General features: G+C 33.7%; 14 protein-coding genes and 3 pseudogenes. 16 read left to right on the top strand and 1 reads right to left on the bottom strand.

Going from position 1 to position 13,850, the window contains the following annotated elements:
- Positions 1 to 4: 4 nt before the first annotated feature.
- The 8 genes and pseudogenes from ACYQ35_RS01655 (at position 5) to ACYQ35_RS01620 (ending at position 6,578) form a co-directional block, all read left to right on the top strand.
- Positions 5 to 661: an ABC transporter ATP-binding protein gene (locus tag ACYQ35_RS01655; RefSeq protein ID WP_459829500.1), complete on the top strand. Its 657-nt coding sequence runs from the start codon at positions 5 to 7 to the stop codon at positions 659 to 661.
- Positions 661 to 2,037: an ABC transporter permease gene (locus ACYQ35_RS01650; RefSeq protein WP_459829496.1), complete on the top strand. Its 1,377-nt coding sequence runs from the start codon at positions 661 to 663 to the stop codon at positions 2,035 to 2,037. The genes ACYQ35_RS01655 and ACYQ35_RS01650 overlap by 1 nt, the downstream gene beginning before the upstream one ends.
- A 211-nt stretch (positions 2,038 to 2,248) precedes the next feature.
- Entirely contained in the window at positions 2,249 to 2,614 is a 366-nt protein-coding gene (gene tnpA / locus ACYQ35_RS01645) for an IS66 family insertion sequence element accessory protein TnpA (protein ID WP_459829493.1), read from the top strand.
- Positions 2,604 to 2,966, top strand: a complete 363-nt coding sequence (gene tnpB / locus ACYQ35_RS01640; protein ID WP_459829490.1) for an IS66 family insertion sequence element accessory protein TnpB — start codon at positions 2,604 to 2,606, stop codon at positions 2,964 to 2,966. Before tnpA ends, tnpB begins: the two co-directional genes overlap by 11 nt.
- 292 nt (positions 2,967 to 3,258) lie before the next feature.
- Positions 3,259 to 3,840: pseudogene (locus tag ACYQ35_RS01635) on the top strand (IS66 family transposase); the annotation flags it as partial.
- Between the two features lie 16 nt (positions 3,841 to 3,856).
- A complete protein-coding gene (locus ACYQ35_RS01630; RefSeq protein ID WP_459829486.1) occupies positions 3,857 to 4,804 on the top strand; it encodes a tyrosine-type recombinase/integrase in 948 nt (315 codons plus the stop codon).
- 860 nt (positions 4,805 to 5,664) lie between these two features.
- Complete coding sequence (locus ACYQ35_RS01625; protein WP_117500079.1) at positions 5,665 to 6,141, top strand: GNAT family N-acetyltransferase; 477 nt, start codon at positions 5,665 to 5,667, stop codon at positions 6,139 to 6,141.
- Positions 6,142 to 6,203: 62 nt separating this feature from the next.
- Positions 6,204 to 6,578, top strand: coding sequence for a hypothetical protein (locus ACYQ35_RS01620; RefSeq protein ID WP_009244919.1), 375 nt, complete (start codon positions 6,204 to 6,206; stop codon positions 6,576 to 6,578).
- Positions 6,579 to 6,727: 149 nt separating this feature from the next.
- Here ACYQ35_RS01620 and ACYQ35_RS01615 read toward each other — a convergent pair whose 3' ends face one another.
- The gene (locus tag ACYQ35_RS01615; RefSeq protein WP_117649003.1) at positions 6,728 to 7,411 is read right to left on the bottom strand and encodes a helix-turn-helix domain-containing protein; all 684 of its coding nucleotides are present in this window, start codon (positions 7,409 to 7,411) and stop codon (positions 6,728 to 6,730) included.
- Between the two features lie 249 nt (positions 7,412 to 7,660).
- Between ACYQ35_RS01615 and ACYQ35_RS01610 the strand changes: the two genes are divergently transcribed.
- The 8 genes and pseudogenes from ACYQ35_RS01610 to ACYQ35_RS01575 form a co-directional block, all read left to right on the top strand.
- A complete protein-coding gene (locus ACYQ35_RS01610) occupies positions 7,661 to 7,990 on the top strand; it encodes a hypothetical protein (RefSeq protein ID WP_004613680.1) in 330 nt (109 codons plus the stop codon).
- A gap of 58 nt (positions 7,991 to 8,048) precedes the next feature.
- Entirely contained in the window at positions 8,049 to 9,158 is a 1,110-nt protein-coding gene (locus tag ACYQ35_RS01605; protein ID WP_459829479.1) for a replication initiation factor domain-containing protein, read from the top strand.
- Positions 9,159 to 9,162: 4 nt separating this feature from the next.
- Positions 9,163 to 9,339, top strand: coding sequence for an excisionase (locus tag ACYQ35_RS01600; protein ID WP_083382600.1), 177 nt, complete (start codon positions 9,163 to 9,165; stop codon positions 9,337 to 9,339).
- A gap of 130 nt (positions 9,340 to 9,469) precedes the next feature.
- Positions 9,470 to 10,612, top strand: a complete 1,143-nt coding sequence (locus ACYQ35_RS01595) for a tyrosine-type recombinase/integrase (RefSeq protein WP_117649001.1) — start codon at positions 9,470 to 9,472, stop codon at positions 10,610 to 10,612.
- A 246-nt stretch (positions 10,613 to 10,858) separates the two neighbouring features.
- A pseudogene (locus ACYQ35_RS01590) lies at positions 10,859 to 11,080 on the top strand (transposase domain-containing protein); the annotation flags it as partial.
- Positions 11,081 to 11,156: 76 nt separating this feature from the next.
- Entirely contained in the window at positions 11,157 to 11,810 is a 654-nt protein-coding gene (locus ACYQ35_RS01585; RefSeq protein WP_005340226.1) for a response regulator transcription factor, read from the top strand.
- Entirely contained in the window at positions 11,807 to 13,126 is a 1,320-nt protein-coding gene (locus tag ACYQ35_RS01580; protein ID WP_459829473.1) for a sensor histidine kinase, read from the top strand. Before ACYQ35_RS01585 ends, ACYQ35_RS01580 begins: the two co-directional genes overlap by 4 nt.
- 45 nt (positions 13,127 to 13,171) lie before the next feature.
- A pseudogene (locus tag ACYQ35_RS01575) lies at positions 13,172 to 13,282 on the top strand (sigma-70 family RNA polymerase sigma factor); the annotation flags it as partial.
- Positions 13,283 to 13,850: the final 568 nt, after the last annotated feature.

Genomic DNA, 13,850 nt, shown 5'->3' with positions numbered 1-13,850 from the left:
AATAATGGATATATTAGAAATAAAGAATGTAGCATATAGTTATGCAAATTCTAAAGAAAAAGTTTTGTCAGGAGTAAATCAAAAATTTGAACTTGGGAAGTTTTATGCGATAGTAGGAAAGTCAGGAACAGGAAAATCTACACTTCTTTCCTTACTTGCTGGACTTGATGAACCTAAAACGGGAAAAATCTTGTTTAAGAATGAAGATATACAAAAAAAGGGATATAGTAATCATAGAAAAAATAATATATCTTTAGTATTTCAAAACTATAATTTAATAGATTATTTATCACCGATTGAAAATATTAGATTAGTAAATAAATCAGCAGATGAAAGTATCTTGTTTGAATTAGGTTTAGATAAAAACCAAATAAAAAGAAATGTTATGAAATTATCTGGTGGACAGCAACAAAGAGTAGCTATTGCTAGAGCGTTGGTATCAGATGCTCCAATAATACTAGCTGATGAGCCTACCGGTAATCTAGATAGTGTTACTGCTGGAGAAATAATTAATATATTAAAGACATTAGCTAAAGATAGAAATAAATGTGTAATAGTTGTAACACATAGTAAGGAAGTAGCAGATTCTGCGGATATTATTTTAGAACTAAGTGGTAAAAAGTTAAAAAAAGTAAATAAAATGAATTTGGAGGTTGAATAATGATAAAAAATGCATTTGCTTATGTAACTAGAAAAAGCTTAAAATCATTAATTATTATATTAGTTATTTTATCTATGTCAACTTTAAGTCTCATTAGTCTATCTATTAAAGATGCTACGGACAGAGCTTCAAAAGAAACATTTGCTAATATAACAAATAGTTTTTCTATGGAGATAAATAGACAAGTAAATCCAGGAACACCTAGAGGTGGGGGAAATGTAAAAGGTGAAGATATTAAAAAGATATCTCAAACAGATAGTATAGACTCCTATGTAAAAAGAATAAACAGTGTTGCAGATTTAGTTGATTATGATATTATTGAAACTCAAGAGACTCTTGCAAATCAATCACCTGAAAGAGCGAAGAATTTTAAAAGAACAGTTATGTTAACTGGGGTTAACGACTCAGCAAAAGAAACAAAATTTGTATCAGGAGCATATAAATTAGTAGAAGGAAAGCATTTAAAAAATGAAGATAAAAATAAAATCTTAATGCATAAAGATTTAGCTGAAAAAAATAATCTTAAAGTTGGAGATAAGATAAAAATAAAATCTAATTTATTTGATGCTGATAATGAGAAAGGTGCAAATGAAACAGTAGAAGTAGAAATTAAAGGTCTATTCGATGGACATAATAGCGGTGGAGTAAGTGCAGCACAAGAATTATATGAAAATACATTAATCACTGATATTCATACAGCTGCTAAAGTGTATGGTAATACAGAAGATACAGCTGTATACCAAGATGCAACATTCTTTGTAAAAGGTGATAAGAATCTTGATAGTGTAATAAAAGAACTCGGGAAATTAGATATAAATTGGAGAGCATATAATTTGATTAAAAGTTCATCAAATTACCCTGCATTACAACAATCTATATCAGGTATCTACTCAATTTCAAATAAATTATTTGTTGGCTCATTAATATTTGCAGGAGTTGTAGTTTCATTATTATTATTCTTATGGATGAATGCTAGAAAGAAAGAAATAGCAGTATTACTATCATTAGGTATATCAAAATTAGAAATTTTTGGTCAATTCCTAATTGAGATGGTATTTATATCAATCCCCGCATTCGTTGGTTCTTATTTCTTAGCCCAATATACAGCTGATAAGCTTGGAAATCATATATTGAATAAGGTTACTGGTGATATAGCTAAACAAATAGCTAGACAATCTGCATCTAGCCAATTAGGTGGTGGAGCAGAAGCTGAGGGATTTAACAAGACATTATCAAGTTTAGATATAAATGTATTGCCTAAATTCATAATTTATGTAGTTATATTTATGAGTTTAATACTTCTTGTATCATTGATTATTTCTTCATTCAACACATTAAGAAGGAATCCAAAAGAATTATTAATTGACAATAATTAAAATTTTTGGTGCTATTTAGCACCAAAAATTTTTTTGGGTTTTAAATATCAAATAATATGCTGTATAATGTAAGTATATAGGCTTAAGTGGAGTAAACGCAAAATAGCAAGTACCTGTTCAAAATCATTCAATGTGAGATAATAGACTCATCACTACAAAGTCCAAATAGTTTAGTACTCAACTTTTTAGACTTTATCACAGGAGGTGAGTCATGAAATCTCACACATGTTTAGTTGCACAGCAAACCCGTCTGAGTGAATGGGCTGATCTGATCAGAGACTGTCAAAACCGTCCGCAAGGAATGAAGATCGATGAATGGTGTCAGCTGCATAACATTACAAAAGCGAGTTATTACTGGAGGCTCCGAAAAGTCCGTGAGGCTTACCTGGAAACTGCGGAGCAGACACAAACATTTGTAGAAGTTCCTTCTCCTGCAATCCATCCGGTAAATATGACATCGGAGCATAAAATTGCTGCTGTGATCAGATGTAGAAACCACCTTACTTTGGAAATCACGGAACAGGCATCTGCCTCATTTCTAAAAACACTTTTGGGAGTGATCAGCAATGCTCAATGATGGTTCTGAGTTCAAAAAAGTGTATCTGGCGACCGGATTTACAGATCTGCGCAGAGGAATTGATGGCTTAGCCAGGATTATACGTTTTCAGTTCCAGCTGGATCCTTACGATAAGAATACATTATTCTTATTTTGTGGCAAACGCACGGATCGCATAAAAGGACTTATCTGGGAAGGAGACGGGTTTCTCCTTCTGTACAAGCGGATTGAAAACGAGAACTTCCGATGGCCCCGTACAAAAGAGGAAGCGCTGGAGATCACCACAGACCAGTATCAGATGCTGATGCAGGGTCTGGAAATCGTTGCCCGACGCCCAATAGAAGAAGTTCCGGATCCTGAATTTTCCTTGTGATTTGTGCAAAACGTAGAAAATAAAATCATTTTCATCCATGTCAGGTTATCCTGTGCGATATAAAATTTAAAGTTATTCACATCCTGAAAGTTTTCTGTGAGTTTCTATATACTCCTGATTCCAAAACTTTTCAGATTGTGGATAACAGTCATAAATATCTGAAATCCAGGCTTTTCTTTTCATGTATTCATGACTGTTATCCACCGTCAAAATGACGAAGGTGACAGAATTCAAAAATAGTCAAAAACCGTTGGCTCTGCTATAATAGCACTCAGGAAAGTGAGGTTTGGTTATGGCAGTTAAGTATACGGAGGAACAATTAAACAGTGTTGATAAGTCGTTTCTTATCCAGCTTCTTTTACAACAGCAGGAGCAATTGGAAGCCATAACAAAAGAGCTTCACGCATCGAATGAAAAAATGCAGCTTCTGATGGAACAGGTGATCCTTGGTAAGCAGAACCGTTTTGGCAGGTCTTCTGAAAAAATGGAAGATACCAGTCAGATCTGTTTCCGTGAAGTAGATGGAACGATTGTCTTTTTCAATGAAGCGGAAGCTGTCTGTGATCTTAATGCGGCAGAGCCTGAGGATCTGGAACGGAAGGCTCCAAAGCAGCCGAAGCGTAAGGGAAAGGAAGAAGCAGATCTTTCCGGCCTTCCGTTCAGACGGATCGACCATTATCTGTCCGAAGAGGAATTGGAAGCAGAATTCGGTGTCAAAGGTTGGAAACAGTTACCGGATGCCATTTCCAGGAAGTATCATTTTGTACCTGCGAAGGTAGAAGTGGAAGAACATCACATCGGCGTGTATGCCAGCAAAACAGATGAACACATGGTAAAGGCGGATCATCCAAAGGCGTTACTGCATCCAAAACTATTTTTTACAACGCCTGATGCAACAAAGAAAAGTTTCCTATCAGACGGTTTGTTCTTATAAGTATACATTTCGATTATATTTACGATATCTGGAAGATGTGCATGGAATATCTGCAACAAAGGTAAGTATAAATCATTTCGATCTCGAGTATCTGCAATGCTTTTGTAAATATCTTGAGGAAAAGAGAAAAAATAAACCAGCAACTATAAATAATCGTATAGCAGCTATAAAATCATTTATGCAGTATGTAGCCGAAACAGCTCCTGAATATAGTGCAATAAGCAAACGAGTTCTTATGTTGCCTGCTCAAAAGCACGAATTACCGGTTATGAGTTTTATAACGAAAGAGGAATTTAATGCCTTAATCCAAGTCTGTGATACAAATACATTTATAGGAGCACGTGATAAATTGATGCTTTTGCTTATGTACAACACGGGTGTTAGAGTGTCAGAACTTCTTGAAATTAAAATATCAGATATTCATGGCGCAGACTCTATTAATCATGCAAGTGTGATCATTCATGGTAAAGGTCGTAAACAACGAGAAGTTCCATTATGGAAAACTACTGTAAAATATATAAATAAGTATTTAAAAACCTACCCTGCTGAATGCACCGATTATCTTTTTATAAACAAAAATGGTGATGAATTAACACGTTCTGGTGTACGAACACGCATTAATAAACTTGTATCTCAAGCAACAGCTCAAGTTCCAAGCCTACGCGAGAAAACAGTTACACCACATACATTCCGACATTCTGTTGCAATGAATTTGTTGATATCGGGTGTTGACATATCGACAATAGCCATATGGTTGGGACATTCAAGTATAGAAACAACACATAAATATATGATTGCCGATATGGATCTTAAACGTAAAGCTATGGAAAAAGTGGGAAGTGCCGGTAACAGTTCTTATAAATACAAGCCATCTGCAGATATCATGAACTTATTGATTTTCTGATAATGCTTTTCCATAAATTGATGTAACTTCTCAAACCCTTGTATTTACTGGTGTTCTGCAAGATTTTGAAAAACGGTAAAGTGGTGTATTGTATCATAAAATGGTGTAGTTTGATATGAAAATGGTGTACTAAATGGTGTAGTAAATCGGAAAGAATTATTAAATTTGATAGCATAATTTTAAGAGTGTCAGATTTGACATTTGAATAGGTATTTGTTAGAATAAGAATATAAAAAGGCACTACTGATAGTTGGTTAGTCCAAATTATTTTATTACTTAAAAAAGTAACCGTAATCCTTTGACCGAGGGGCGGTTACTTTTTTGATTGATTTATGTACGCTATCAGAACCGTTACAACAATACTAAGTATCATTAGTACGATGGAGAGCATTTCAAAATCACTCATAAGTTAAGCCCTCCTTTCCCAGATTTCCTGCAAGCAGGATTTCTATATAATCAGAGGGTTCAGTCCCTCTGTTGAAGGACTAACCGCCTACCATTCTCATGTAGTGCCTTGTCTTATTCTATCAAATCAGTTACCCCGTGACAAGATATTCTCCACTATTGTGCAGAAATAATTGAGAAGAAATTCTCACAACAGAAGAAAGTGCTTGGAAATATTGAAAAGTTCGCCTAAAATCAAGATTTACAGACATATTTCTTCAAGGAAAAGGTATTATAGAATACCGCAAAATATCGTAACAGATTTTTAAAATGGAGTAAATATTTCAAGAAGACATGAAAGGAATAACACAGATAGTAGAGAGTGTGTCTGTGTTATTTTTTGTGATTATAATGGTGTAAATAATTACAAAGTATGATATTATTAAAAAATAAATAAGTATTTGTGAGGTGAAAAGATGTGTATCTATGAAATACGAAAAATACATAGCAATGAAGTAACGGAAGCCCTTGCTTTGGCATTAGAAGTGTTTTTACAGTTTGAAGCACCAGATTATAAACCAGAGGGAATTGACACATTCAAGCGAGATATAGTTGAAAATGTTGAATTTATTTCAAAATGTCAACAAGGTTTCTGCCCAATATATGCAGCATTTGATAAAGGGGAAATGATTGGAATTATAGGTATGCGTTCAAATAGAACACATATTAACTTGGTGTTCACCAAGAAAGAATATCATCGTCGAGGTGTAGCTACTTCAATTTTTCAGTATCTTTTAGCAGATATTCGGAAAGATAACCCAGCACTGCAAGAGATTACCTTAAATTCGTCACCATATGGTAAGCCATTTTATCTTCATATAGGATTTAAGCCGCAATCTGATGAGCAGGAAATAGATGGAATAAGGTTTACCCCTATGAAGTACACAATATGATAAATTCAGATTTGTTTAGTTGAGAATAAAATAGAAAATTAGAAGTTGCAGGAGGTGTCCAAATGAGAAGAGAATTAGGAATTGCCAGATGTGGTCTTGCATGTTGCTTATGCACAGAAAATGCTGATTGTAATGGATGTGACTCGAACAGTTGCCCAGATAATGATTTTTGCGAGAATAAAAAATGTTCGATTGCAAAGGAGCTAACGCATTGTTATAAGTGCGAAGAAACTTGCAAGAAAGGATTATTGAGCAAGATTAAACCATACACTTTTAACTTATTTGCTAAAAAGTATGGAGAAGAAAAGCTCTTGGACTGTTTAGAGAGAAATGAGAAAAATGGAGTTGTGTATCATCGAGATGGCATAAACGGAGATTATGATGATTTTGATGATGTAGACCAGTTAATGAATTTTATCTTGACAGGAGTGCGATAACTCTCAGTTTGCCTATACTTAGTGAGGTCAAGGATCAAGGCGAAGCCGATACGCCGTAGGGCAGTCCTTGACGGAACGGACACAGCCAACAGCACCATGATACAGCAGAGGACTTGAAAGGTCAGAAACCTTGCAAGTCCTCTTGTCTGTTACTGGGGGTTATGCTTTAAGTAAAGTGCTTCTTTTACCACTTCTTTTTCAAATGCCTTTATGTGACCGCTCTGTATTCCATTGTCGATATAAAAGCAATCGTCAGCTTGTGAGTAGGACAGCGTGGAAACTTTCGGTTCATAAGTCTTTGTATCAATTCCATAATAATAGACGGTGGCAGTTGAAAGTTCCACGCTGATACTGTCAAAATCTCTTGTGAAAACGCTGTGCTTGTCTGCATGGAAAAAATCAGACGGACATTCGTAGAACTCGGAACTATCTTCTCTTAAAAATAATGGCAGTATGTGTACTTCATTTCCGCTTCGGTTGACAAGGACATAAAAGCGTGGAATGAGGGCGGAATACTGTGTTTTCATTGCGATATACATATCATCTAAATCATCAAGAAGATACTCGGAGCAGGAGTTGTTGTAAAAGACATATTGCAGAGCAGTATCATCTTTTTGAGCATTTTCCATAGGTACATTTTCCCCGTAAAGCCAACGCAAATCTACATCTAAAGAGTCGGCAATCAGTTCTAGTTTACCGGCTTTCGGATTGTACTGTCCCGAAAGATAGGAACTGAACGCTCCTTTGCTGATACCAGTATCTTTGACTATATCTACTTGTTTTTTATTTTTTGCTTTCATGGCAAATTTAATCCGTTCTGCGATTGTATTCATCTGAAAACCCTCTCTTTCCATATCCTGTTATAACTTTTCATATCTTATCGTCTAAGGACACTATACCACAAGTTCAGAAAAAAGAAAACAAAAAGTTTATAAAAAACTAAACTTCATATTGCAAAACGAATATGTCTGTGCTAATATACAATTAAGTTCAGAAATAACTAAACTAAAAACGACGTCGTAATAGGAAAATGAAAATATGAGAAACTGACCTATCGGTTCAACGGGGAGAAAGGAACGTGTATGCAGATTACATTGACAAAAGAACAGGTAAAAGAAGCATTTGGAGAACTTCGTTTTATGGGTGCGGATAACTGTTACCGCTATGATAAAGACAGTAAGAAGAAAACAGAGGAAGTGGAAGCCTTAAAACTTCATCTTGGAAGCATGAAACTTGGGAACAGCGTGGATATTCGCTTGGAAGCAACGGAACTTCCGAAGATTGAGCCTTATGCTGTGGTGGAACTGGAAGAACCAGTATATGCCCCTTATGTGCAGAGAGGAAACTTCCCTGTATTAGTGGAGAAGATTACCTGTAAGGGTATCCGCCCAGTTCCAAACAAAAATATGTAGGCAGTCAAAGTTCCTGTCCTCGTTCTGCCGTACCAAACGTCAGGTTGAGGGCAGGGCAATGGCAACGCCGTTGCAGATTGGAGGTTTGATAAATTTGGAAGAAAGAAGCGGAAGTTTTCTTCCAGAACTCCCCTACACTAACAGGGGAGTAATACGGCAGAAAGAAGAATTAAGTGCCTTGATAGACTGGTGTCAGATAACCATTAAGGAAGTTCCGTTAGAAGCAGTTATAGAAGATGTGCTGAGAATACCTTTGGAACTTATGACGGTAACAGGCTATGAAAAAGGGATTGCAGGGCATGAGGTTGTGGCAATCTTCGATAATATCAAGGTGCTAAAGCCGACAGGAAATGCACAGTATCAAGGCTTTCAGATTTTGATGAGTGGGAAAGGCTGTCGCAACTATGAGAATTTTTTACAACTCAATGAGGAAACATGGTTTGATTTCTTAAACAGAGTTTGTCAGTATCATATCAATGTTCCTCGGATTGATTTGGCGATAGATGATAGAAAACCGTATTTGAGTATTCCCGATTTGATTGTACGGACAAAAGAGGGATTGCTTTCCACAAAACTAAGGGAGATAGATTTTCACGACTCGGGAGAACTGAAAGAAGAAGTGTTTCAGAGTAAAGGTGGCAGTCTTTATCTCGGCAGTTCAGCCAGTAATTTGAGATTGGTATTTTATGAAAAGGGATATGAACAGAATAAAAAGTATGGAACAGAATTAGATGAAAATTGGAACAGATATGAATTGAGATTTCGGCAGGAAATGGCAGTAAGTGTAGTACAGGAATTATTGAAATATAGAGATGTGGCAGGACTGGCAATGGAAATATTGAACAGCAAAATACGATTTTTAGAAAAGCCGACAGATAGCATGACAACACGAAAAAGACTTTATCCAACCTATCAAGCGTGGGCGGAACTGATGAAAGATATAGGCAAGGTAAAACTTACCATGCAACCACAGAAGAAAAGTCTGCAAAAGGTATGGGAGTGGTTGGAAAAGTATGTTGCCCCGTCTTTGAAACTGTTTGCAGAGGTTGGGAAGATAGAGAAAAGAGATTATATCGGTAATCTTGTAAAAAATGGAGAAATGAATATCACACAGAAACAGTTGTATGATGATTACATAAAAGCAAGAAGATTAGAGGAAAGGGGGTAATCGTATCGAGAAAGCATTATTAAACGTAAAGGAACTTTCAGAATATCTAGGGATTGGTGATACGAAAGCAAGGGAGCTTTTACATAATCCATATAATAATTTTACGGTTAGGATTGGAAATCGTCTGTATGCTCACAAAGCAAGATTAGATAAATGGCTGAATAATCAAGTTGTAGAGTAAGAAAAGGACTATTTGACAGTTTTTCGTACATTTTTAAGGAAGTTCCTCGATTGAAATAACAGGAAATATATGATAAAATTGAGAAGATTTAATAGTTCTTTTCCCGATTTTGCTAGGAAAGGAGGCAGTGATGGGTAAATCACTTAACGGGAAAGAATTAGGGAATGGTATATCTCAAAGAAAAGACGGATTATATCAAGCCCGATTTATCAATCGTTTCGGTAAAAGACAGACAATTTATGCAAAAACTTTAAATGAGGTAAGACATAAGTTGCGAACCGAACAGTATAATGATGAAAAAGCAATCAATGTTGTTGATAAGAATATGACATTAGATGAATGGTTCGATATATGGCTAAGCACTTGCAAGAAAAATTGCAGAAGTTCTACAAAGGGTTCTTATATTACCCACTATAAGCGTATTCAAGAAGAATTAGGGTGGCGAAAATTAACGTCGTTGAACCTAATTGTTATGCAAGAAGCGTTTAATAAATTGAAAACAGATAATGCAAGGAAAAATTCTAAAAAGATACTGGTAGATATGCTGAATAGGGCAGTTGATACAGATTTGCTTGTAAAGAATGTCGCAAAACAGATAAATACTGTGATTGCCAAAGAAGAGAAAAAAGAAAGGCGTGTTCTGACAATAAGGGAAACAGAGCTTTTCTTGGAACAGGCAAAAGGAACATTTTATGAAAATTTGTTTATTTTAGCATTAGAAACAGGATTGCGAGTGGGAGAGTTATCAGCTTTACAATGGGAAGATATAGATTTTAAGAAAAAAGTTATCCATGTAAAGCATACATTGTGTTATTTCAGTAAAAATGGAAAATATGTATTTGAAATGCACGACACCAAAACAAATAACGGAAAAAGAACCATTCCATTGACTGCAAAAGCAATCAATAGTCTAAAATGTCAAAAACTGCAAAAACAGGAAATCATTCTAAAAGGCAAAACTGCAAAGGAAGAATTTCAAAATCTTGTTTTTGTTACAAAGAATAATCAGCCGACACAACAGTTTTTAATCAATCAATGTATGCAGTTGGTTATTCAGAACATAAACAAAGCAGGTATAGATTTTTCCCCCTTTACATTGCACACACTTCGGCATACGTTTGCTACAAGAGCAATCGAATGTGGCATGAACCCCAAAACATTGCAGAAACTTTTGGGACATGGCACATTACAAATGACAATGGACTTGTATTGCCACGTAACAGAGGACACGCTGTTCTTGGAAATGGAAAAGTTCGAGAAAAGGTGTAGTTGAGTGTGAAATGGTGTAAAAATGGTGTAGTAGGGGATAAAAATAGAAAATAAGGGCGAGAAAAGCCTATAAATACGGAGGTTTTATAAGAGATGGAAGCATACAAGCAAGAATTTCTTGAATTCATTATGATAAAAAATTATGTGCTCATAGAAAGTGATCTGCATTATAAAAATAAGCTCAATTAGACTCTATGAGCACATAACTTGATTAAACACATAATTACGATTATGTGCTTAAGAACATAAAAAGAAGAACTGGCAGATGATCGACACAATCCATGGTGCCAAGTCTTCCGCAATCATTTACAGTATTGTAGAAACTGCAAAAGCCAATAATCTGAAACCTTTTGATTATGTGCAGCATCTCTTGGAAGAGATTCCGAAACACATGGATGATAAGGAGTGTTCTTTTCTGGAAGATCTTCTGCCCTGGTCAGAAAAACTTCCAGCAGAGATCCGCAAATCTTAAATATCGGTGGCTGCAAAGCAGCCACCTAAAAATGTCAAGGTACTCGCTATTTGGCGTTTACTAAGTGGAGGGATATATGAAAATATTAACTGTTGAAGATGATAATATGATAAGAGAGGGAATAAGTGAATATCTTTCAGAATTTGGATATACTGTTATTCAAGCTAAAGATGGAAGAGAAGCATTGTCAAAATTTAATAGCGATATAAATTTGGTTATCTTAGACATTCAGATACCTTTTATAAATGGTTTAGAAGTGTTGAAAGAAATTAGAAAGAAAAGCAATTTACCAATTCTTATCTTGACTGCATTTAGTGATGAAGAATATAAAATTGATGCATTTACTAATTTGGTAGACGGATATGTAGAAAAGCCATTTTCATTGCCGGTCTTAAAGGCTAGAATAGATTCTTTAATTAAGAAGAATTATGGACATATAGAGAAGTTTGAATATAAGGATCTATCGGTTAATTTTAATAGCTATACAGCTAAAATAAATGGTGAAGAAATAGATGTAAATGCAAAAGAACTAGAAGTATTAAAATGTTTATTGGATAATAATGGACAAGTGTTAACAAGAATGCAAATTATTGATTATGTATGGAAAGATAGCGAAGAACCTCCTTATGATCGAGTAATAGATGTATATATAAAAGAACTCAGAAAAAAATTACGATTAGACTGTATAACTACTATAAGAAATGTAGGATATAAATTGGAGAGAAAATGAAAAAATTAAAGTTATTTCCAAAAATGTTCATACAAATATTTTCTGTTCTTGGAATAATAATTATATTAGTTCATTCATTAGTTTTTTTTATCTTTCCTAAAACATATTTGGAGACGAGAAAAGAAAAGATTTATAATATGGCAAATGAAATTTCTAGTAATATGAATGGAAAAGAAATAAAATATATAGAACAAACTTTGGAGCTTTATTCTAAGAGTAGTGAAATAAAAGCATTTATAAAAGAAAAAAATAATAAGAATGAAATACAAATCAAAGATAATGTAACTGTTAATTTAGAAAGTGATAGTAATTCTTTGATAATTGAAGAAAGAGAAATAAAGCTTAATGATGGTAAAAAAATAAATCTACAATTTGTTTCTACAGCTGATATGCAAAAAGATGCGAAAGATTTAAGCCTTAATTTTTTACCATATTCTTTATTAATATCAATTTTATTTTCTGCTGTTATTTCTTTAATTTATGCACAAATAATAAAAAATAATATACAAGAAATAAAAATTGTTACTGATAAAATGATGAAACTTGATAAGAAAACGCGTTTAAAAGTTAGCTCTAATGATGAAATTGGAGAATTAAAACAACAAATTAATGATTTGTATTCTACTTTATTAAGAACAATTGACGATTTGGAATTTAAAAATAAAGAAATTTTAAAATTAGAAAAGATAAAATATGACTTTTTTAAAGGTGCATCCCATGAACTTAAAACTCCGCTTGCTAGTCTTAAAATAATACTGGAAAACATGAAATACAATATTGGAAAATATAAAGAAAGAGATATTTATATTAATGAATGTATTGAACTCGTTGATAGTTTAACAAAAAATATTTCTCAAATATTATCAGTTCATTCTATAGAAAATTTGAATAATGATGAAGAATATTTGAAAATAAATGATGCATTAGAAGACATATTAAAAAGGTATGAAATATTAGCAAACCAAAAGAAAATAACTGTCAATAATTATATATTAGATGAGAATATTTATATAGGAAAAACAGCTTTAAAGATTATTCTATCTAATTTGATTAGTAACGCGGTAAAATATACTGATGTAAATGGGGTAATTAATATTGGGATAGTTAATGATTGGTTATATATAGAGAATTCATACGGTAACAATAAAATTTCGAATATGGATAAAATATTTGATGTTAAATTTGATTTAAATAAGGAAAATAGTAATGGACTAGGTTTATATATTGTAAGCAATATTCTGAATAATTACAATATAGAATATGAAGCATTGCAGGATGAAGAATTTTTTATCTTTAAAATTAAAATATTTTCTTAAATAAGATATAATTCTGCAATAGTTATTGAAAAATAGAGACTTATTATTAGCCATGGAAGTGTTGATGTAGAAAAGATTGTTGAAACACAGATGATGATTGAAGCAGTAAGAAGTGCTATAACAAGGCTCAATGCAGAAGAAAGAGATATTATTGAAAGTGAATTACAAACTTTATGTTCTAACATACTTGAAAATGAAATTGATGCTGAGAGCCGGTTTATATCTATATTATTTGATATTTGTCTATTCGCTGGCTTTTATTTTTCTGCGATGTCTGATAGAGTAGAACCTTCAGGATTTTGTTTTGAAGTATTTGAGAAGGCGTTTCGAATGTTTGCAAACATAAATCTTGAAGTATTTGTTGACGTATTTACAGAAGGATATAAAACAGATGATTGCGAAAACTATGTTAGAAACTGTTTCTATAATCTGCTGGCCTTTGAACTTGAAAAAGGAATCCCGTTCATCGAAAGAGCAAAAACTGTTAAAGACGAAGATGAAATCCCGGATATAGATGATTGGCTTTCTTCAGAGGATTATTCCCATGACACAGAGAAATTGAGCAACAAAATGAAGGCAAAAACAAGCACAGCTTTCTTACAAAGACTTGCTATTAAATATTGGAAGAGCAATAATGATCCAGAATTGAAGAACCATATATCAAAGCTAAAAAGTATATTTGATAAAAAAGTGAAATTAACTGCATTGCTTTCTTTGATGCAGC

The sequence above is a fragment of the Faecalimonas hominis genome (genome assembly GCF_054660755.1).
This window is presented reverse-complemented; position numbering and strand designations above follow the sequence as displayed.

Bases quoted from the DNA above. Each gene is read 5' to 3' on its own strand.
- ACYQ35_RS01655 (WP_459829500.1), top strand. From the start codon at position 5: ATGGATATATTAGAAATAAAGAATGTAGCATATAGTTATGCAAATTCT.
- ACYQ35_RS01650 (WP_459829496.1), top strand. From the start codon at position 661: ATGATAAAAAATGCATTTGCTTATGTAACTAGAAAAAGCTTAAAATCA.
- tnpA (WP_459829493.1), top strand. From the start codon at position 2,249: ATGAAATCTCACACATGTTTAGTTGCACAGCAAACCCGTCTGAGTGAA.
- tnpB (WP_459829490.1), top strand. From the start codon at position 2,604: ATGCTCAATGATGGTTCTGAGTTCAAAAAAGTGTATCTGGCGACCGGA.
- ACYQ35_RS01630 (WP_459829486.1), top strand. From the start codon at position 3,857: ATGCAACAAAGAAAAGTTTCCTATCAGACGGTTTGTTCTTATAAGTAT.
- ACYQ35_RS01625 (WP_117500079.1), top strand. From the start codon at position 5,665: ATGTGTATCTATGAAATACGAAAAATACATAGCAATGAAGTAACGGAA.
- ACYQ35_RS01620 (WP_009244919.1), top strand. From the start codon at position 6,204: ATGAGAAGAGAATTAGGAATTGCCAGATGTGGTCTTGCATGTTGCTTA.
- ACYQ35_RS01615 (WP_117649003.1), bottom strand. From the start codon at position 7,411: ATGAATACAATCGCAGAACGGATTAAATTTGCCATGAAAGCAAAAAAT.
- ACYQ35_RS01610 (WP_004613680.1), top strand. From the start codon at position 7,661: ATGCAGATTACATTGACAAAAGAACAGGTAAAAGAAGCATTTGGAGAA.
- ACYQ35_RS01605 (WP_459829479.1), top strand. From the start codon at position 8,049: ATGGCAACGCCGTTGCAGATTGGAGGTTTGATAAATTTGGAAGAAAGA.
- ACYQ35_RS01595 (WP_117649001.1), top strand. From the start codon at position 9,470: ATGGGTAAATCACTTAACGGGAAAGAATTAGGGAATGGTATATCTCAA.
- ACYQ35_RS01585 (WP_005340226.1), top strand. From the start codon at position 11,157: ATGAAAATATTAACTGTTGAAGATGATAATATGATAAGAGAGGGAATA.
- ACYQ35_RS01580 (WP_459829473.1), top strand. From the start codon at position 11,807: ATGAAAAAATTAAAGTTATTTCCAAAAATGTTCATACAAATATTTTCT.